17 protein-coding genes and 1 pseudogene are annotated in these 20439 nt (G+C 64.1%); 13 read left to right on the top strand and 5 right to left on the bottom strand.

Translation table 11 applies throughout. The annotated features are described in order from the left end of the window. Window positions 1–195: 195 nt before the first annotated feature. On the top strand, window positions 196–1419 hold the full coding sequence (locus L981_RS28870; protein ID WP_043624723.1) for a LysR family transcriptional regulator: 1224 nt from the start codon (window positions 196–198) through the stop codon (window positions 1417–1419). A gap of 45 nt (window positions 1420–1464) precedes the next feature. Here the strand turns inward: L981_RS28870 and L981_RS28865 are convergent, their stop codons facing one another. Further along, a complete protein-coding gene (locus tag L981_RS28865; protein WP_043624720.1) occupies window positions 1465–2436 on the bottom strand; it encodes a GlxA family transcriptional regulator in 972 nt (323 codons plus the stop codon). Window positions 2437–2544: 108 nt separating this feature from the next. Here L981_RS28865 and L981_RS28860 point away from each other — a divergent pair, with 108 nt between their 5' ends. From L981_RS28860 to L981_RS28815, 10 genes and pseudogenes are all read left to right on the top strand, one after another. Beyond that, the gene (locus L981_RS28860) at window positions 2545–3447 is read left to right on the top strand and encodes a 3-keto-5-aminohexanoate cleavage protein (RefSeq protein ID WP_043624717.1); all 903 of its coding nucleotides are present in this window, start codon (window positions 2545–2547) and stop codon (window positions 3445–3447) included. A 14-nt stretch (window positions 3448–3461) separates the two neighbouring features. Beyond that, window positions 3462–4952, top strand: a complete 1491-nt coding sequence (locus L981_RS28855) for a carnitine 3-dehydrogenase (RefSeq protein ID WP_043624715.1) — start codon at window positions 3462–3464, stop codon at window positions 4950–4952. Window positions 4953–5233: 281 nt separating this feature from the next. Further along, window positions 5234–6394 (top strand): acyl-CoA dehydrogenase family protein, encoded by a 1161-nt coding sequence (locus L981_RS28850; protein ID WP_043624712.1) that lies wholly within the window; start codon window positions 5234–5236, stop codon window positions 6392–6394. A gap of 4 nt (window positions 6395–6398) precedes the next feature. Beyond that, window positions 6399–6635, top strand: coding sequence for a hypothetical protein (locus L981_RS28845; protein ID WP_043624709.1), 237 nt, complete (start codon window positions 6399–6401; stop codon window positions 6633–6635). Further along, window positions 6632–8698, top strand: a complete 2067-nt coding sequence (locus L981_RS28840) for an acetate--CoA ligase family protein (protein ID WP_043624706.1) — start codon at window positions 6632–6634, stop codon at window positions 8696–8698. The genes L981_RS28845 and L981_RS28840 overlap by 4 nt, the downstream gene beginning before the upstream one ends. A gap of 5 nt (window positions 8699–8703) precedes the next feature. Beyond that, a complete protein-coding gene (locus L981_RS28835; protein WP_043624779.1) occupies window positions 8704–9486 on the top strand; it encodes a carnitinyl-CoA dehydratase in 783 nt (260 codons plus the stop codon). Window positions 9487–9859: 373 nt separating this feature from the next. Further along, a pseudogene (locus L981_RS28830) lies at window positions 9860–11449 on the top strand (ABC transporter substrate-binding protein). Next, a complete protein-coding gene (locus L981_RS28825; protein WP_043624776.1) occupies window positions 11449–12570 on the top strand; it encodes an ABC transporter permease in 1122 nt (373 codons plus the stop codon). The pseudogene L981_RS28830 and the gene L981_RS28825 overlap by 1 nt, the downstream one beginning before the upstream one ends. Further along, the gene (locus tag L981_RS28820; RefSeq protein ID WP_043624703.1) at window positions 12567–13394 is read left to right on the top strand and encodes an ABC transporter permease; all 828 of its coding nucleotides are present in this window, start codon (window positions 12567–12569) and stop codon (window positions 13392–13394) included. Before L981_RS28825 ends, L981_RS28820 begins: the two co-directional genes overlap by 4 nt. Next, on the top strand, window positions 13387–15018 hold the full coding sequence (locus L981_RS28815) for an ABC transporter ATP-binding protein (RefSeq protein WP_043624700.1): 1632 nt from the start codon (window positions 13387–13389) through the stop codon (window positions 15016–15018). The genes L981_RS28820 and L981_RS28815 overlap by 8 nt, the downstream gene beginning before the upstream one ends. Before the next feature lie 53 nt (window positions 15019–15071). Here L981_RS28815 and L981_RS28810 read toward each other — a convergent pair whose 3' ends face one another. Continuing rightward, window positions 15072–15326 (bottom strand): hypothetical protein, encoded by a 255-nt coding sequence (locus tag L981_RS28810; RefSeq protein ID WP_043624698.1) that lies wholly within the window; start codon window positions 15324–15326, stop codon window positions 15072–15074. A 222-nt stretch (window positions 15327–15548) separates the two neighbouring features. Between L981_RS28810 and L981_RS28805 the strand changes: the two genes are divergently transcribed. Continuing rightward, on the top strand, window positions 15549–17024 hold the full coding sequence (locus L981_RS28805; RefSeq protein ID WP_043624696.1) for a LuxR C-terminal-related transcriptional regulator: 1476 nt from the start codon (window positions 15549–15551) through the stop codon (window positions 17022–17024). A gap of 15 nt (window positions 17025–17039) precedes the next feature. On the opposite strand, the gene L981_RS28800 is transcribed toward L981_RS28805, so the two are convergent. Next, window positions 17040–17945: a LysR family transcriptional regulator gene (locus L981_RS28800; protein ID WP_245281735.1), complete on the bottom strand. Its 906-nt coding sequence runs from the start codon at window positions 17943–17945 to the stop codon at window positions 17040–17042. Between the two features lie 143 nt (window positions 17946–18088). Here L981_RS28800 and L981_RS28795 point away from each other — a divergent pair, with 143 nt between their 5' ends. Continuing rightward, window positions 18089–19063, top strand: a complete 975-nt coding sequence (locus tag L981_RS28795; RefSeq protein WP_052202079.1) for a S9 family peptidase — start codon at window positions 18089–18091, stop codon at window positions 19061–19063. Window positions 19064–19190: 127 nt separating this feature from the next. On the opposite strand, the gene L981_RS28790 is transcribed toward L981_RS28795, so the two are convergent. Both L981_RS28790 and L981_RS28785 read right to left on the bottom strand, forming a co-directional pair. Continuing rightward, window positions 19191–19532 (bottom strand): PAAR domain-containing protein, encoded by a 342-nt coding sequence (locus tag L981_RS28790; protein WP_043624690.1) that lies wholly within the window; start codon window positions 19530–19532, stop codon window positions 19191–19193. A 59-nt stretch (window positions 19533–19591) separates the two neighbouring features. Then, window positions 19592–20386: a helix-turn-helix transcriptional regulator gene (locus L981_RS28785; RefSeq protein ID WP_043624688.1), complete on the bottom strand. Its 795-nt coding sequence runs from the start codon at window positions 20384–20386 to the stop codon at window positions 19592–19594. Window positions 20387–20439: the final 53 nt, after the last annotated feature.

Below are 20439 nucleotides of genomic sequence, written 5' to 3'. Positions count from 1 at the left end.
TCCCGCGCATGGCCGCCTATGCTTTCGATGGGGTGCGCGGATGCTCTGATGTCTCGCAACCGACGCTCGAAAATGCCGGTTCGCAGGATGCATGCTATGCGCTTATCGCACGTCCATGCTATATCCCAAATCTGGAACGGGTGATGCCGAATTCAGAACAGCCGTTCGGCGTTCGTGGTTTCCGGGGATTTGAGTATGGATCTGGCGACGATCATGCTGGTCGATGCGGTGCTGCGCGAAGGGGGCATTCGTCGCGCAGCCACGCTTGCAGGTCGCGCACCTTCGAGCGTCAGCGCCGCCGTCAAACGCTTCGAGCAGGCGGTCTCGATGCCGCTCTTCCGGCGCGAGGAAACCACGCTGGTGTTGACGCTGGAGGCGCGCAGCCGTGCAGCCGATGTCAGGCAGGCGACCACAGGCATTGCCGGCATCCTGGCGCTGGCCGGCAAGGCGGCAACCGACCCCGTGCCGCCGATCGGGCTCGTCGCGCTCGATCGTTTCGTCCGGGTCGCCCGCTCCGGCAGCATCCGCGCCACGGCAAAGGCGCTCGGCCTCGGCCAGCCGCAGCTGACGCGACAGATGGCGGACCTCGAGCGCCATCTCGGCATCCGGCTGTTCGAGCGCTCCCATGGGGGCATCCTTTCGACCACGATCGCCGAGCGGATCATCCCGCTCGTCGAAACCCTGCTCGATATCTGGGCGCGGCTGACCCATGCCTCCGCCGATCGCTTCCGCCGCGACGTCGCCACCTGGCGGCTCGGCGCCGTCATGCCGCTTGGCCCGGAAAGCGAGATCGCCCGCATGCTGGCGGCCCTGACGGCGAACTGGCACCGCGCCCGCCCGCGCCAACCTCTGTTCATTTCCAGCACCACGGCCGACGAACTGCTCGTCGGCCTTCGCAGCCGACGGTTCGATGCCGCGCTGCTCGATGTCGCCGAGATCCCGGCCGACTGCGACGGCCGGCTGGTGTCGCAGACGCCGCTGGTGCTGGCGGGGCCAGCCTCCGCCCTTTCGGAGCTGGGCGGCAACCTGCCCCGGCTGCTCGCCGCCTGCCCGATCGCGGTGCCGAGCGTCCGGAGCGGCCTTCGCCGCGAGGCCGCGCGCTTCCTCGACGACACGCTTGATGAAGCCGAACGGCGGCGCATCACCCTCGTCGAGGTCGATTCCATCCCTGTCATCATCAACCTCGTTCGCCAGCACGGCTATCTCTCGGTGCTGCCGCAATCCTCGCTCGCCCGCGTGCATCGCCCGCCAGCCATGATCCGGCTCGGCCCCGCCTATCGGCAGTCGCTGACACTCGTCTGGCCGCACGGCGCCTTCGCCGCCGAGATCGGCGAGTTGATGATTTCGATGATGAAGATGAGCGCCGAGACGAGATCGCCCGCGGAATCAGTTCCTGATCGTCGGCCGCCAAACCCCTGAAACGACTCTGAAAATTCCGACTTGAATCAACACTTGAAGCAGCGCTCAGCTCTTCAGCTTCAGCCGCCTGCGCGTTTCGCTCGGGCTTTCGCGGTAATGCGCCCGGTAGCTGCGCGAGAAGGAAGACGACGAGTTGAAGCCGGAGATCGCGGCAATGTCGGCAAATTCCATCCGCGTCTCGATCACCTTGCGCCGCGCCGCATTCAGCCGAAGCGCCAGGTAGTGTTCGTGCGGCGCGACCCCCATCGTGTCGCGAAAGAGATCCTGCAGGTGCCGGGTGCTGACGCCGATGCGGCGGGCGAGCCTTGCCAGCGTCAAGGGCGCCTCCACCGTTTCCTCCATCAGCTTGACGGCAGCGCCGACGCGCGGATCGAGAATGCGCATGTTGCCGATCGTCGGCATCTGCAGCAGGTCGCCGCGGGTGCGCTCCTGCTCGTAGATGAAGAGGCGGGAGACTTCGAGCGCCAGCGAGTAGCCGTGCGCCCGGCGGATCAGCTCCAGCATCAGGTCGAGCGTCGGCAGCGAGCCGCCGGTCGTGATGCGCTTGCCATCGATGACGAAGCGCTCGCGCACCATCGTCACCTGCGGGTAAGCGGCGGTGAAATCCTCGAAGTCCTCCCAGTGGGTGGTCGCTTTGAAATTGTCGAGCAGGCTGGTCTCAGCAAGCAGCCAGGAGCCTGACTCGATGCCGGCCATCATCTCGCGGTGCCGTGCCGTCTGCGACAGCAGCATCTTCAATTGCGAGGTGGCGCTGCGCTCCCAGTTGTAGCTGGAGAGGATGAAGAGCGGCGACGTCTCGCGCTGCGGCCGGAAAGCGCCGAAAACCGGAATGGGAATGCCGCTCTTCGTTTCGATCGGCGCCCCATCGGGGCTGTAGATGGTCCAGTCGTAGAGCGGGCGGCCGGCAATGCGGTTGGCGGCGCGCATCGGCTCGATCACCGAGGCAACGAGGATCAGATTGGTTTCCGGCAGCACCAGGATATCGACGTGCTGCACCTGCGAAACGTTCTGATCCATGCCCAAACTTCTCCGCTCTGTCGCCGATAATGTATAGAATGAAGCCGATAATGAAAAGCAACGCGGTCCTTCTTGGCTCGTAATGGGCGCAATAAAAGGGAGACAGCAATGCCGCTCAGCATGAACCGCGAGGTATTCATCACCTGTGCCGTCACCGGCTCAGGCGACACCGTTTCAAAGTCCAGCCACGTGCCGATCACGCCGAAACAGATCGCCGAAGCGGCGGTCGAGGCGGCCAAGGCGGGTGCGGCCGTGGTCCACTGCCACGTCCGCGATCCAGAGACCGGAGCGCCGGCCCGCAGGCTTGATCTCTACAAGGAAGTGACCGACCGCATCCGCTCCGCCGATGTCGACATGGTGCTGAACCTGACCGCCGGCATGGGCGGGGACCTGATCTTCGGCAACGTCGAAAGCCCGCTTCCGCTCAACGAGAAAGGCACCGACATGGCCGGCGCCACCGAGCGCGTTGCCCATGTGGCCGAATGCCTGCCGGAAATCTGCACGCTCGACTGCGGCACCATGAACTTCTCGCTTGGCGATTACGTCATGACCAACACGCCGTCGATGCTGCGCGAAATGGCCCGCCAGATGACGGCGCTTGGCGTGCGCCCGGAAATCGAAGCCTTCGACACCGGCCATCTGTGGTTTGCCAAGCAACTCGTCGAGGAAGGCCTGATCGAGGATCCGGTGCTGATCCAGCTCTGCATGGGCATTCCGTGGGGTGCCCCTGACGACCTCAACACCTTCATGGCCATGGTCAACAACGTGCCTGCCAACTGGACTTTCTCGGCCTTCTCCATCGGCCGCAACGCGCTTGCCTATCCGGCAGCAGCGATCCTTGCCGGCGGCAATGTCCGCGTCGGCCTCGAGGACAACCTCTATATCGGCAAGGGCCAGCTCGCCACCAATGGCCAGCTCGTCGAAAAGGCGGTCGGCGTCATCGAAGGCATGGGCGCCAAGATCATCGGACCGAAAGAGGTCCGCGAGAAACTGAAGCTGACGAAACGCTGAGCGAGGACCGGACCATGAGCTCTATCACCAAAGCAGCCTGTGTCGGCGGCGGCGTCATCGGCGGCGCCTGGGTGGCGCGCTTCGCGCTTGCCGGCATCGACGTGAAAATCTTCGACCCGCATCCGGAAGCCGAGCGCATCATCGGCGAAGTCATGGCCAATGCCGAGCGCGCCTATGCCATGCTGACGATGGCGCCGCTGCCGGCGAAGGGCAAACTGACCTTCTGCAAAAGCATTGAGGAAGCCGTTCAGGACGCTGATTGGATTCAGGAAAGCGTGCCCGAGCGGCTGGAGCTGAAGCGCGGCGTCATCACCAAGATCGATGCCGCCGCAAGGCCGGATGCGCTGATCGGCTCGTCCACCTCGGGTCTTCTGCCCTCCGATCTGCAATCCGAGATGCACCACCCCGAGCGCATGTTCGTGGCGCATCCCTACAACCCCGTCTATCTCCTGCCGCTCGTCGAACTGGTCGGCGGCAAGAAGACGACGAAGGCGACGATCGAACGCGCCATGTCGGGCGTCGAGCAGATCGGCATGAAGGGCGTCGTCATCGCCAAGGAGATCGAGGCCTTCGTCGGCGACCGCCTGCTCGAGGCGCTCTGGCGTGAGGCTCTTTGGCTGATCCAGGACGACATCTGCGATACCGAGACGCTCGACAACGTCATGCGCTATTCCTTCGGCATGCGCTGGGCACAGATGGGTCTGTTCGAAACCTATCGTATTGCCGGCGGCGAAGCCGGCATGCGCCACTTCCTCGCCCAGTTCGGCCCGTGCCTGAAATGGCCCTGGACGAAGTTCACGGATGTCGTCGATCTCGACGATGCGCTGGTCGAAAAGATCGGCGCCCAGTCGGACGCGCAGGCCGCCGGTCGCTCGATTCGCGAGCTCGAACGCATCCGCGACGAAAACCTCGTCGGCATCATGCATGCGCTGAAATCCGGCAATGGCGGCGAAGGCTGGGGTGCCGGCAAGCTGCTTGCCGATTTCGAGGCCAAGCTCTGGGCCAATGCCAAAAAGCCGGAAGCCGATCTCGGCGACGTCAAGCCGCTGCGCATTCTCGACACCAAGGTCAGTGCCGCCTGGGTCGACTACAACGGCCACATGACCGAGCACCGCTATCTCCAGGTCTTCGGCGACACCTCCGACGGCGTGCTGCGCCTGATCGGCGTCGACCTCGAATATGTCCGCGACGGCCACAGCTACTACACGGTCGAGACCCACATCCGGAACCTCGGCGAGGCCAAGCTCGGCGAGGCGCTCTATTCGACCTGCCAGATCCTGTCGTCCGACGAAAAGCGCCTGCACATCTTCTCGACGATCTACAATGCCGCGACCAACGAGGCCGTGGCCACCGCCGAGCAAATGATGCTGCATGTCGACAGCAAGGCCGGCAAGGCGGTCGCGGCACCCGAGACGGTGCTGAGCAAGCTGCGTGCGATTACCGAAGCCCATGCGCAGCTGCCGACGCCTGACGGTGCCGGACGCTTCGTCGGCCAGAAGCGCTGAGACTAACCCTCCGTCTTCGGAGGGATTGCGGGCAATGCCGGGTCAGGCCCCTCATCCCGCTGCCGCGACCTTCTCCCCGTAAACGGGGAGAAGGGATCTGCCGCAACCGCTGGTTCCTTCAAAGGTCGCTGCGGTTCTTGACGGCCGAGGCGGTGCGATACCCGAGAGGCGTCCCCTCTCCCCGCCTGCGGGGAGAGGGTTAGGGTGAGGGGCAGCCGAGCATGCAGCGACTGATGGGGAGATCGGTCGCAGGCAGGCAGATAATTGCGAGGGAGAACACAATGAATTTCGCACTGACCGAAGAACAGCAGATGATCGTCGATACGGTCAGGAGCTTCGTCGAAACGGAAATCTATCCGCACGAGGACGAGGTCGAGCGCACCGGCGTGGTGCCGCGCGAACTCGGCCAGGAGATCGCCCGCAAATGCAAGGAGATCGGCTTTTTCGGCTGTAACTTCCCGGAGGAAGTGGGCGGCGCCGGCCTCGACCACACCTCTTTCACGCTCGTCGAGCGCGAGCTTGGCCGCGGCTCCATGGGCCTGACCGTCTTCTTCGGTCGCCCCTCGGGTATCCTGATGGCCTGCAACGCCGAGCAGCGCGAAAAGTACCTGCTGCCGGCGGTCAAGGGCGACAAGTTCGATGCGCTTGCGATGACCGAACCGGACGCCGGCTCGGACGTGCGCGGCATGAAGTGCTTTGCCCGCAAGGACGGCGACGACTGGATCGTCAACGGCACGAAGCATTTCATCAGCCACGCCGACATCGCCGATTTCGTCATCGTCTTCATCGCGACCGGCGAAGAGGATACGCCGCGCGGCCCGAAGAAGAAGATCACCTGCTTTCTCGTCGATCGCGGCACGCCCGGCTTCGAGATCCGCAAGGGCTACAACTCCGTTTCCCATCGCGGCTACAACAACTGCGTCCTCACCTTCGACGATTGCCGCCTGCCCTCCGCCCAGATCCTCGGCGAAGTGCACAAGGGCTTTGACGTCGCCAATGACTGGCTGTTCGCCACCCGCCTGACGGTGGCGGCGACCTCGGTCGGCCGGGCGCGCCGCGCCTTCGACTACGCGCTGAACTACGCCGCCGAGCGCAAGCAGTTCGGCAAGCCGATCGGCGCCAACCAGGGCGTCTCCTTCAAGCTCGCCGACATGATCACCGAGATCGACGCCGCCGACCTGTTGACACTGTCGGCCGCCTGGCGGCTCGACAACGGCCTGCCGTCAAACCGCGAGATCGCATCCGCCAAGGTCTACGCCACCGAAATGCTCGCCCGCGTCACCGACGAGGCGATCCAGATTTTCGGCGGCATGGGCCTGATGGACGACCTGCCGCTCGCCCGCTTCTGGCGCGACGCCCGCGTCGAGCGCATCTGGGACGGTACGTCCGAAATCCAGCGCCACATCATCAGCCGCGACCTCTTGCGGCCGCTCGGAGCGTGACGGGATGATTGACCAGATTTCCTCTCCCCTCCTCATTCCTGTGCTCGTCACAGGAATCCAGCAGCGGCACGTCCGTGCCGCATATGACCAAAGCAGCAGCCGCATGTGCTTCGAGATGAAAAAAGCCCCCACCGGCTTGCCGACGCAAGCCGGCTGGATTCCTGTGACAAGCACAGGAATGAGGGCGTTGATGGCGAGCGCTCCGACGGCCGTCGGCATGAGGGAGTGCAAAACGGCATGACCTCCACGCCCCGCTCCCTCGACCGCCTGACCCGCCCGCGCTCGATCGCCGTCTTCGGCGGCAAGGAAGCGCGGCGCGTCATCGAACAATGCGACAAGATGGGTTTTACCGGCGAGATCTGGCCGGTGCACCCGCGCGAGACCGAAATCCTCGGCCGCAAATGCTACCGCTCGGTGGCCGAACTGCCTGCAGCACCCGACGCCTCCTTTGTCGGCATCAACCGGCAGCTGACGATCGACATCATCCGCGATCTCGCGAACCGCGGCGCGGGCGGTGCGGTCTGCTATGCCTCGGGCTTCCGCGAGGCGGCAAGCGAGCTTGACGACGGCAACGACATGCAGGAGGCACTGGTTGCGGCCGCCGGGGACATGCCGATCGTCGGACCCAATTGCTATGGCTTCATCAACATGCTCGATGGCGCCCTGCTCTGGCCCGACCAGCATGGCATGCAGCGCGTCGAAAAGGGTGTCGCGATCCTGACGCAATCCTCCAACATCGCGTGCAACATCTCGATGCAGACGCGCGGCCTGCCGCTCGCCTACGTCATGACCGCCGGCAACCAGGCGCAGACGGGCTTGTCCGACATCGCCTGCGCCGTGCTCGAAGATCCGCGCGTCACCGCCGTTGGCCTGCACATCGAGGGCTTCGACAGTATGGCGGCGCTGGAGCGGCTGGCGACCCGTGCACGCGAACTCGGCAAACCGGTCGTAACGCTGAAGGTCGGCAAGTCGGAAGCGGCCCAACTCGCGACGGTGTCGCACACCGCATCGCTTGCCGGCAACGACCGTGTTTCGTCCGCACTGCTGGCCCGTCTCGGCATTGGCCGGGTCGACACGCTGCCGGCGCTCCTGGAAACGCTCAAGCTGCTGCATGTGGCAGGCCCGCTCGACAGCCGCGACATCTCCTCGATGAGCTGCTCCGGCGGCGAGGCCTCGCTGATGGCGGATGCCGGCGAGCGTTACCGGGTCAACTACCGCCCCTTGCGCGACGAGCAGAAGAAGCCGCTGAAGGACGCGCTCGGCGAGATGGTGACGATCGCCAACCCGCTCGACTACCACACCTTCGTCTGGGGCAACCGCGAGAAGCAGACGACCGCTTTCACCGCCATGATGAAGGGCGGCTATGCCATCAATTTGCTCGTGCTCGATTTCCCCCGTCTCGACCGCTGCGACCCGGCCGACTGGGAGACCACCTGCCACGCGGTGATCGACGCGGCGAGAGCCACCGGCGCCCGCGCCGGCATCGTCGCAAGCCTTGGCGAAAACATGCCGGAGGCAACCGCGCTCTTTCTGATGAAGGCCGGCATCGTGCCCTTCTTCGGCATAGAGGAGGCCCTGGACGCGATCGAGACGGCCGCCGATATCGGCGCTGTCTGGGCAAAGCCCGCCCCGCCCCATCTGCTCGACGGTATTGAAGCCGACGATGGTGAAGCCGTCACCCTCAGCGAACACGAGGCGAAGGTGGAGCTTGCCGCCGCAGGCCTCACCGTGCCAAAGGGCAAGACGGCGGCAACCGCCGAGGAAGCAGCAGCGGCTGCCGAAGCGCTCGGCTTCCCGGTCGTACTGAAGGGCCTCGGCGTCGCCCACAAGACCGAGGCGGGCGCAGTGAAACTCAACCTCACGAGCCGCGATGAGGTCTATGCGGCGGCCAGAACCATGGCCGGGGTCGCCTCCGGCTACCTCGTCGAAAAGATGGTGGGCAAGGCCGTCGCCGAGCTCATCATCGGCGCCATGCGCGACCCGGTCGCCGGTCCGGTTCTGACCATCGGCGCCGGCGGCATCCTTGTGGAACTGCTCGACGATTCCGCCATCGTGACGCTGCCGACCACGCCGGAAGCGATCGGGGAAGCGATCGGCGGACTGAAGATCCGCAAGCTGCTCGACGGTTATCGCGGCGCGCCTGCCGCCGATTACGCCGCTTTGATCGAGGCTGTCGCGGCAGCGGCATCCTATGTCGTTGCAAACGCTTCGAAACTCGAAGAACTGGATATCAATCCTTTGATGGTGTTGCCGAACGGTCAGGGTGCCGTTGCCGCCGACGCCCTGATCCGCCGGAGGAAATGACAGCGATGACCGGACCGATCCGTACACGCCGCGAGGGCGGCATCCTCGAAGTCACCATCGACCGGCCGAAGGCCAACGCCATCGACCTGGCAACCAGCCGGGTGATGGGAGAAATCTTCCGCGACTTCCGCGACGACGACACCTTGCGCGTCGCCATCATCACCGGCGCCGGTGAAAAATTCTTCTGTCCAGGATGGGACTTAAAAGCGGCCGCTGGCGGTGACGCCGTTGATGGCGACTATGGCGTCGGCGGTTTCGGCGGCATGCAGGAGCTGCGCGATCTCAACAAGCCGATCATCGCGGCGATCAACGGCATCTGCTGCGGCGGCGGCCTGGAGATCGCGCTGTCGACCGACCTGATCCTTGCCGCCGAACACGCGACTTTCGCGCTGCCCGAGATCCGCTCCGGCACCGTTGCCGACGCCGCCTCGATCAAGCTGCCGAAGCGCATCCCCTATCACATCGCCATGGACATGTTGCTCACCGGCCGCTGGCTCGATGCAGTCGAGGCCAACCGCTGGGGTTTCGTCAACGAGATCCTGCCGGCGGGCAAGCTGATGGACCGCGCCTGGGAACTGGCGCGCCTGCTCGAAAGCGGCCCGCCGCTCGTCTATGCCGCGATCAAGGAAGTGGTGCGGGCAGCCGAGGGCGACACCTTCCAGGGGACGATGAACAAGATCACCAAACGGCAGTTCAAGACCGTCGATATTCTCTATTCGAGCGAAGACCAGCTGGAAGGCGTGCGCGCCTTCACCGAGAAGCGCGACCCCGTCTGGAAGGGTCGCTAGAGCATCCCGCTTTCGCGTGAAATCACCGAAAGCGCATCCCCGCCAAGCCTTGGCGGCGCAGGCAACCGAGCCGGGCGACCGGCACCAAGGCGTGACGAGACGCGCGGGAAAAGTCGCGCGCCATCAAACACGCATCCATAAGCCAAGCTTATGGAAATAAATTGTAATTTAGGGCGTTACAAGAAGAGTTCCAGCGATTACGCTTATCGATCTGAACGAAGGACGCCCCCGGCTGGGGAAGGAGAAGACGACAGAAAGAGAAGAAAAAGCGGCCGTCAGGCCGATCCGAAGCCATCTGATACAATGGCTGTACGCAGCAATCTCTACCAACCACTACGAACGGCGAATGCCGACAACAGAAGGGAACAGGGGAATGAGCGATTACAAGGATTACCTCACACGCCAGGTCATGCTCGGCAAGATGAACCGCCGCGAGTTTTTGGGCCGCGCGGCCGCTGCCGGCATTCTCGCCTCGACCGCAGGCACGCTGTTTGCCACCAGCGCTCAGGCGCAGGAGCCGAAGCGCGGCGGCCACCTGAAACTCGGTCTCGAAGGCGCTGCCGCCACCGACTCGAAGGATCCGGCCAAGGCGCTTTCGCAGTTCATGTTCGTCGTCGGCCGCAACTAGGGCGACATGCTGGTCGAAAGCCACCCGACGACGGGCGCGCCGGTGCCGGCCCTTGCCGAATCCTGGGAGCCGTCAGCCGACGCCTCGACCTGGACCTTCACCATCCGCAAGGGCGTGAAATTCCATGACGGCAAGGAACTGACGCTCGACGACGTCATCAAGACGCTGCAGCGCCATACCGACGAAAAGTCGGAATCCGGCGCGCTCGGCGTGATGAAGTCGATCAAGGAAATCAAGGCCGACGGCGACAAGCTGGTGCTCGTGCTGACCGAAGGCAATGCCGACCTACCGCTGCTTCTGACCGACTATCACCTGATCATCCAGCCGGGCGGCGGCATCGACAAGCCGGACGCGATGATCGGCACCGGTCCCTTCAAGGTAACGAGCTTCGAAGCCGGCGTTCGCGCCACCTTCGAGAAGAACGCCGACGACTGGCGCACCGACCGCGGCTACGTGGACTCGGTCGAGCTGATCGCCATGAACGACGCGACCGCCCGCATCGCAGCCCTTTCTTCCGGCCAGGTGCACTACATCAACCGCGTCGATCCGAAGACCGTCAACCTTCTGAAGAAGGCGCCGACGGTCGAGATCCTGAACACCTCCGGCCGCGGCCACTACGTGTTCATCATGCATTGCAACACCGCCCCCTTCGACAACAACGACCTGCGCATGGCGCTGAAATACTCGATGGACCGCGAGACCATGGTCCAGCGCATCCTCGGCGGCTACGGCAAGGTCGGCAACGACTTCCCGATCAACGACACCTATGCGCTCTTCCCCGAAGGCATCGAGCAGCGCGCCTACGATCCGGACAAGGCGGCCTTCCACTACAAGAAATCGGGCCATAGCGGTCCGGTGCTCCTGCGCACCTCCGACGTCGCCTTCCCGGGTGCGGTCGATGCGGCCGTGCTCTACCAGGAAAGCGCCAAGAAGGCCGGCATCGAGATCGAAGTCAAGCGCGAGCCGGGCGACGGCTACTGGACCAACGTCTGGAACGTGCAGCCGTTCTCCACCTCCTACTGGGGCGGCCGCCCGACCCAGGACCAGATGTACTCGACCGCCTACCTCTCGACGGCCGACTGGAACGACACCCGCTTCAAGCGCCCGGACTTCGACAAGATCCTGCTCGAGGCCCGCGCCGAGCTCGACGAAGCCAAGCGCAAGGACATGTACCGCACCATGGCGATGATGGTGCGTGACGAAGGCGGCCTGATCCTGCCGATGTTCAACGACTTCGTGAACGCTTCCACCAAGCAGGTGAAGGGCTACGTGCACGACATCGGCAACGACATGTCGAACGGGTATGTCGCAACCCGGGTCTGGCTGGACGCATGATGATGGAAAGCGGACCGCTCACTGGTCCGGTTTCGACGGATGGAACCGCGGGTGCAACACACCCGCGGTCTGCCGAACTTTCCGGAGTACCAGCAAAACCCAACCCTGCCGCCAATCCCTCGAATGGCGACATCGGCGGCACCTTCTGGCGGCGCTTCACCTTCCGCCGCCCGCTCGCGGCGCTGGTCCTGCAGCGCCTCGGCCTGAGCGTCGGGCTGCTCTTTGCCGTATCGCTGATGATCTTCGGCGGCATCGAGGCGCTTCCGGGCGACTTCGCCACAACCTATCTCGGCCAGTCGGCAACGCCGCAGGCTGTCGAAAACATCCGCAAGGATCTCGGCCTCGACAGGCCCTGGACCGAACGCTACGTCTCCTGGCTCGGCGGCGCCCTGCAGGGCGACTTCGGAACGTCCTGGGCGAGCAAGAACTCGGTCGGCGAACAGATTTCCAAGCGCCTCGGCAATTCGCTCTTCCTCGCCTTCTTCGCGGCCCTCGTCTCCGTGCCGCTCGCCGTCGGGCTCGGCATGCTGGCGGTACAGTTTCGAAACCGGCTGCCCGACAAGATCATCAACGTCGTCTCGCTCGCGGCCATCTCCCTGCCCGAGTTCTTCGTCGGCTATCTGCTGATCATGTTCTTTGCCGTCAAATATGGCGTCGCGACCTTCCCCGCGACCGTCTATGACAGCATGACCTTCACCGAACGGCTCTCGGCGATCGCGCTTCCCGTCGCGACCCTCGTTCTCGTCGTTCTCGCCCACATGATGCGCATGACCCGCGCGGCCATCCTCAACGTCATGTCGTCGGCCTATGTCGAGACGGCGGAGCTGAAGGGCCTCGGCATGTTCCGCATCATCGCGCGCCATGCCGCTCCCAACGCCGTGGCGCCGGTCATCAACGTCATTGCGCTCAACCTTGCCTATCTCGTCGTCGGCGTGGTCGTCGTCGAGGTGGTCTTCGTCTATCCCGGCATGGGGCAGTACATGGTGGATGCGGTGACCGTGCGCGACATGCCGGTCGTCCAGGCCTGCGGCCTGATCTTTGCCGCCTTCTACATCTTCCTGAACATGGCGGCCGACATTCTCGCGATCATCGCCAACCCGAGACTGAGGCATCCGCGATGAACCTGAGATCCATTCCCTTCAGCGCCTGGATCGGCATCGCCGGCATCGCGATCGCGATCTTCTGCGCCCTCTTTGCGCCCGTCATCGCTCCTTTCGGCGAGCGCGACGTCGTTGGCGACGTCTGGCTTCCGGCCGGCGGCGACTTCCTGCTCGGCACCGACAATCTCGGCCGCGACCTGCTCTCGCGTCTGATCTATGGCGCCCGCACCACCATCTTCGTGGCGCTGGCGGCAACCGTGCTCTCCTTCTCGCTCGGCATGCTCCTAAGCTTCACGGCCGCCGTCGTCGGCGGCTTTACCGACCAGCTCTTCTCCCGCTTCAACGACCTGATGATGGCGATCCCGACCCTGATCTTCGCCCTCGTCGTCCTTGCCGTGCTGCCGCAGCATCTGTGGATCCTGATCCTGGTGATGGCGGTGCTCGACAGTACCCGCGTCTTCCGCATCGGCCGGGCCGTCGCGCTCGACGTCGCGGTCATGGAGTTCGTCGAGGCGGCACGGCTGCGCGGCGAAGGTTCGCTCTGGATCATCTTTCGCGAGATCCTGCCGAACACGCTGTCGCCGCTCTTGGCCGAATTCGGCCTGCGCTTCGCCTTCTCCATCCTGTTCCTCTCCACCCTCTCCTTCCTCGGCCTCGGCATCCAGCCGCCGGCAGCCGACTGGGGCGGCATGGTCAAGGACAACAAGGACGGCATCATCTTCGGCATTTCGGCAGCGCTCATCCCGGGTGCTGCGATCGCCACGCTCGCGATCTGCGTCAACCTCGTGGTCGACTGGCTGATGAAACGGACCTCCAGCCTCAAGGGAGGACGCGGCGATGCCTGAGATGCTTTCCGTCAAGAACCTCAAGATCGAAGCGACCAGCTATCCGCCGGGCGAGCCGCCCAAGGTCGTCACCCTCGTCGAGGGCGTTTCCTTCGATGTGCAGAAGGGCAAGGTGCTCGGCCTCATCGGTGAGTCCGGCGCCGGCAAGTCGACGATCGGCCTTTCGGCACTCGCCTACGGCCGCGGCGGTGTGCGCATCACCGGCGGCCAGGTCCTGCTCGACGGCAAGGACATCCTGACGCTCGACAGACACGGCATCCGCTCGATCCGCGGCGCCCGCGTCTGCTACGTCGCCCAATCGGCGGCGGCCGCCTTCAACCCGGCGCATAGGCTCGGCGACCAGGTGATCGAGGCGTCGCTTCGCCACGGCATCATGAGCCGCGAGGAAGCAAAGAAGCGGGCGCTCTATCTTTTCCGGGTGCTGGGCCTGCCCAATCCGGAAACCTTCGGCGACCGCTATCCGCACCAGGTCTCCGGCGGGCAGTTGCAACGCGCGATGACCGCCATGGCGCTCTGCCCCAACCCGGAGCTGATCGTCTTCGACGAGCCGACGACGGCGCTGGACGTGACGACCCAGATCGACGTGCTCGCTGCGATCAAGCACGCGATCGAGGAAACGCACACGGCGGCCCTCTACATCACCCACGATCTCGCGGTCGTTGCCCAGATCTCCGACGACATCATGGTGCTGCGCCATGGCAAGACGGTGGAATACGGCTCGACGAAGCAGATCATCGAAGAGCCGCGCGAGGATTACACCCGGGCACTCGTCAGCGTCCGCCAGACGAAACGCGAGGAAGCTGCCGACCAGACCGGGACGCAGCTGAAGATCGAGAACATCAGCGCCGGCTATGCCAATGGCTTCAAGGTCCTGCACGATGTCTCGATGCATCTGCCGAAAGGCCAGACGCTGGCGATCGTCGGCGAAAGCGGCTCGGGCAAGTCGACGCTCGCCCGCGTCATCACCGGGCTCCTGCCGCCGACCGAGGGTCGCATCTCGTTCGAAGGCAAGGAACTGCCGCGCGCCTTGAAGGGCCGCAGCAACGACGAGCTTCGCCGCATCCAGATGATCTACCAGATGGCCGATACCGCGATGAACCCGCGCCAGACGGTGCGCGACATCGTCGGGCGTCCACTCTCCTTCTACTTCGGCCTACACGGCCAGAAGAAGACGGAGCGGGTGAACGAGTTGCTCGACCAGATCGAGATGGGCAACCGCTTCCTCGATCGTTACCCCGCCGAGCTCTCCGGCGGGCAGAAGCAGCGCGTGGCGATAGCGCGGGCACTTGCCGCCAAGCCGGAGCTGATCCTCTGCGACGAACCCACCTCGGCACTTGATCCCCTCGTGGCCGAAGGCATCCTGAATCTGCTTTTGAAGCTTCAGGAGGAAACCGCTGTTTCCTATGTCTTTATCACCCACGACATCGCCATCGTCCGGGCGATCGCCGACAGCGTCGCGGTCATGCACCGCGGCCGCCTCGTACGCTTCGGGCCGAAGTCGAAGGTGCTGTCGCCGCCCTTCGACGACTATACCGACCTGCTGCTGAAGTCCGTTCCCGAAATGGAGATCGGCTGGCTGGAGCGCGTGCTGAAAACACGGCGCATGGAAAGCGCCGGCAACTGAAAAACGAAAAGGCGGCACAATCGCGTGCCGCCTTTCCCATCTCCCCGGATCAATCAGCGTTGCCAGAAGGCCTTGTTCGTCTCAGCGCGCACCTGCGCCATGGTCATCCCGATATCCCTCAGCCGCTCCGGATATTGGTCGGCCATCCGCTGAAGTTGCTCGCGGACGCGAACACGGTCCTCCCAGATGACAAGGATGCGGAAGGGATGGTGACGGCCGAGGCTGTCGGCCAGATGCCTAGCCGGCTGGCTGAGATCCAGCCGGACGGCGTGATAGAAATCGGACATTCCGGAAAGCAGGCTGCTCATCGCCGTTCCCACCTCTTCTGGCCCCTTGGGGCGTTGAAACTCTGTCGGAACTCTAGGCGCGTCGCCTGCGCGCCACATCGCGCAGCTGCTGTGTTTTCCTCTCCTGCATTTGTAGTATTTTGCCTGCAGCACCGTGCGCGCCGTTGGACGCGCAAGGGGCACTGTGGCACCTTGCAGTATGCCGCCATTGAAAACGGCCCGGTCAGATGGCAGGAAGCAGCCATGAACCGTATTTCGACACCACAGGTCGCCACCGAAGCCCTGTCAGACCGCGAACGCGCCGTGGCCGAGCGTTTTGCCGCCGGCCTGACCTATCGCGAAATCGGCGAGGCGCTGTTCATCGCGCCGTCGACGGTGCGCACGCATCTGGCGACGATCTACGGCAAGCTCGGCGTCCGCAACAAGATCGAGCTTGCCGCCTCGGTCGCGCAGATGGTGGCCGGCAAAACGGCGACCGAGGCGGTCGCGCCGTTGCGCGACGCCGAGCCCGCCTCGCCGACGCTCGCGGTCTTTCCCATCGAAAGCCTCAATCCGGAGGAGCGCTGGCACCGTTTCGCCGACGGGCTGTCATCCGACATCTGCGTCGACCTCGCGCGCTTCGCCGATCTCCCCGTCATCGCCTTCCACACGATGAAGCTGCTCGGCAACCGGCCGGAAACATTCGAAGACCACGTCCAGGCGGTCGGCGCCACCTATGCCATCACCGGGCAGCTGCGCGCCGACGACCGGCGGGTCCGCCTGACGATTCAGCTTTCCGATACCCGCACCGGCATGACGCTCTGGAGTGAGCGCTACGAGCGCACGATGGAAGACGTACTGACGCTGCAGGACAGCCTCACCGAAAGCGTCATCAACGTGCTCGCCGGCTGCTTCGGCACGCTGGCCGCCATCGGCCGCAAGGCGAGCCGACAGAAGCCGCCGGGCAGCCTACAGGCCTACGACTATTTCCTGCTGGGCGTCGAACAGCACAATCGCTTCAGCCCCGACGGCAACGCCGCCGCCATGCAGTTGCTCACCCGCTCCATCGAACTCGATCCGACGCGCGCACGCGCCTGGACCGAACTTGCCTATGCCCATTCCATCCAGGCGGCGAACGGCTTCGGCGACGACCTCGACGAAGCCTTCCGCAACTGGCGGCGCGCGGTCGACGAAGCCGTGCGGCTGGACCCCACCGACCCTGCCGGCCACACCTGCCTCGGCGACCTCAAGGCGTGTCTCGGCGACCTTGCCGGCGCTGCCGAGGCGCACGCACGTGCCTTCGAATTCGGCAGGAACAACGCCGATACCCTGGCGCTTCTCGCGGGAGCCAAGGCCCTGATCGTCGGCGATCCCGCCGACGGGATTCCCTTCATCGAGCGCGCACTCTCGCTCAACCCGCTTGGCCCGCCCTGGTACCATGGCATGTTCGCGCGCGTTCTCTTCGTCGTCGGGCGCTATCGCGAATGCTTGTCCGCGCTTGAAAGAAGTTCGCAGGAATCGCCCAACACGCTGATGTTCCAGGCGATGTCGCATGCGCACCTTGGCGAGATGGAGGAAGCGGCAGAGGTCGTGTCGCGGCTGCGCACCCAGTTCCCGTCGTTCACGGTCGAGGGCTTCATTGCCGGCTATCCCATCTCCAATCCGCCGGCGCTTTCGGCCGTTCGGGAGGGTGCGCGCCTGGCGAGGCTTGGTTTACCCGGCCCCGCTTCAACGGCATGAAGCCCAAGCCAAACGTTATGGAGCCAGCTTTTTGCGCTGCTCGACAAGAAAGTCCATCAGCGCTCGGGTCTTGGCGGGCATCTGAGCGCGCGACGGGACGTAAAGAAAGAACGCCGGACGGGGATGAACCCACGGCAGAAGAACACGCGCCAAAGTGCCATCCTCCAGATACGGACGAACGCAGAGGTCGAGGTGCTGCACCAGGCCGACGCCCTGTAGCGCCGCACGCAACATGCTGTCGTCGTCGTTGAAGATGGCGTTGCCCTGGGGTTCGTAGATCACGGCGCGTGCTTCTTGGTCGGGCGTGAGGAACGTCCAGCGGTCGATGGTGCCGCTCGAGGTGAAGCGATAGGACAGGCAATTGTGCTGCTTCAGCTCCTGAGGCGTCTCAGGAATGCCGTGGCGCTGGAAATATTGAGGCGATCCGACGATCGCCATCTCCAGCGGCGGCGTGATGGGCACCGCAATCATGTGCTCGTCCAGGCTTTCGCCCAATCGGATGCCGGCGTCGAGCCCTTCGGCCACGATGTTGGAGAGACCGTCGTCGGTCACCAGTTCCAGCCGCAGCTTCGGATAGCGCGCCAGAAACGCCGCCATATGCGGCTCGATCAACGACCGCGCGGCAACGCGTGAGACGGATAGCCGGATCGTGCCCGACGGTTCCGTGCCGGCCTCGCCCAGGTCCGTGACCGCGCCTTCGATCGCGGCAAAGGCGGGCTGCAGCACATCGAACAGACGCTGGCCCTCCTCGGTCAACGACATGTCGCGCGTCGTGCGGTTGATGAGCCGCACGTTCAAGTGTCGTTCCAGCGATTTCAGGTGCTGCGATACGGTTGCGCGCGTCACCTCCATTTCCATGGCGGCCTTGGTGAAGCTGCGGCGGCGGGCCACGTGGACGAACCACGCCATGGCAGGAAGCAAGGAAGGATCCAGAGGCATATTGTCAGTTATCACTTAACACTGATGTCATGTCCAGGCGGTTTATCCGATCAATTCGCTCGCCTAATATGCCCCCATACCCACCGACATCGTGTCTCGGCAGGGCAGTCAGAGGAGATTTGGTTATGACCGGAATTTCAAAGGAAAGAATGCAGAGGGCGCGGGAGCAGGAAAAAACCATCTCCCCGGAAGATCACGCCAAGGTCAAGGCACTGGCCGGCATGGTCAAGATGCCGCGCAGCTTCATCTTCAAGAACCCCGACGAATACGGCATGGAAGGTTGGTACGACCTGTCCATCCCGTCGGACGATGGCACGCCGCTCGAAGCCTGGTACATCCCGGCCAAGGGCGGCGAGAGCAACAAGCTCGTCATCTTCAACCATGCGCTTCCGATGTGCCGCGCCGGCTATCCCGGCCATATGGGCGCGCCGTGGGGCAACTTCATCGAGCCGGTCGAGATCGACTTCGTCATCCAATACAAGCACCTGACCGATGCCGGCTACAACGTCCTGACCTACGACTTCCGCAATCACGGACAGAGCGGTGCTGCCAACGGCGGCGTCTGCGGCGTCGGCCAGTGGGAATGGCGTGACTGCGTCGGCGTGAAGAAATTCGTCGATGCCCATCCGCGCCTGGGCAAGATGGACGTTGCACTTTTCAGCCAGTGCCTGGGCGGCGTTTCGCAGTATGCGGCGATCACCAAGCATCCCGAGCTGTTCGAGAACGTCAAGTGCCTGCTCAGCCCGCTGGTTCCCAACATGACGTCGGTCTTCACCAAGCTCTCGGGCTACCAAGGCATCGCGCAGTACCAGGAACTGATCGACCTAGAGATACTGAAGCTCGGTGGTTTTGCTGCCGCTGACATGTCGGGCAGATTGTGGGCTCCGAACGTCAAGCTGCCGGTCTTCATGTGGCAAGTGCTCGACGATGCCGTCATCAACAACCCGAGCGACGCGGAGACCACCTTCGACGCGCTGGCGAGCAACGACAAGGAACTCTACTGGATCGAGGGTACGACCAAGCGCTTCGAGGACGGCTACAACTGGTTCGGCCGTCACCCCGAGAAGGCGCTGTCCTATCTGGCCAAATACATGAACTGACGCCTTGAGACGGATGCCGGAGCGGTGGCGATAGCCAGCAGGGGCGCTCCGGCTCGTTCAGTCGGAACGGACATGCGACATCGTGTGGTGCGGAGAGTTCTAATGGTAACGGAGCGCCAGGCAACCGTCATTTCTGCCGGCAATCGACGTCGCCCACCCGCTGCGCCGCTTCGCCTTCGAAGGTCACCGTCGCCTCGCCCGTGGCCGAACAATCGCCCTTTTCGCCGCTGCCGGCGCGGAAGTGCACCACCGGCTGGCCCTCGATCATGATGCTCGGCACAACCTCGTAGAGTTCCGGCGGGCAATTGGCGACGTCCGAGAGCCTGAGCGCCGGCTGCCCGCCGATCATCACGCTGGACGCACCCGAAAGCGCGCAGGCCGGGATCGGCGCCGAGGCCTCTTCCGCCATTGCCCATGGCACCGGCATGAAGGCCCAAAGGCTGGTTACGGCAACCGCTGCAAATCTCATGATCCCCTCCTCCTGTTCCCGCTTGCCGACGCAAGCTATCACACGGTCGCACCCGCACCTCAATATTCGGCCGGTACCGTCAACGGCTCCGCATCCGCTGTTTCGAGAAAGTTTCGCACCGTCTGCGGCAATTGCCGCGCACTGAAGGAAAGCACGCCACAGCGCGAGAGCATCTGCCGTAGATCCGGCTGCGCCCCGAGTGAGCGCCAGATCATCCGGGACGCGTAAGGCAGGTTTTCCTTGCGCCAGGAGACCCCCATGGTGGTGCCGCGCAGATAGACCCGCTGGTGCACTTCGAACGGCAGGAGGATCGTCTGCGCCAGCATCGGCTCACGACCGATGCTGCGCTCGGCGATGAAGATCCGGTTTCGCCAGAGGGTGACGAGCCCGACATATTTCGAGAACTGCTGGATCTCGTTTGCGGGATCGCGGATGCGCTCGATCGATTTCACCCGGATCGAGCCGGCCTCCTCGTAGATCCGCGCGCAGGAGCAGACGACGAGCCCCGGCCAGGAGAGCGACACGTGATAGGTCTGGTAGTAGCCGATATGACGCCGCAGGCCCGCGATGTCGCCCGGGAAACCCTCAAGCAGCAGGCCGGCGTCCGAGCGATCCCGATCCGGCCGCGTCATGCGCGCCTCGAACTGTTTGGCCGGCAACGCGAAGTCTTCGGCAGAAAGCCCGAAGAAGCGGGCAATGCGCGCCACATTGTGCGCCGAAGGCCGCGCCTCGCCACCGATGTAGCGGTTGAACTGCTGGCGGTTGATGCCGATTTCGCGGCAGATCTGCGAGATCGACCGTCGCGTCGAACAGGCAAACTTGAGATTGGCGGCGAAGATGTCGATGTCCTGCACGGTGCTTTTTCGAACCCCATTCAACGCGCTTCCAATCCCTGTCGAACAGGAAG

The organism is Ensifer sp. ZNC0028 (genome assembly GCF_000799055.1).
Taxonomy (GTDB): Bacteria; Pseudomonadota; Alphaproteobacteria; order Rhizobiales; family Rhizobiaceae; genus Ensifer.
Note: the sequence above shows the minus strand (reverse complement) of the source record. Positions and strands in the feature narration are given on the sequence as shown.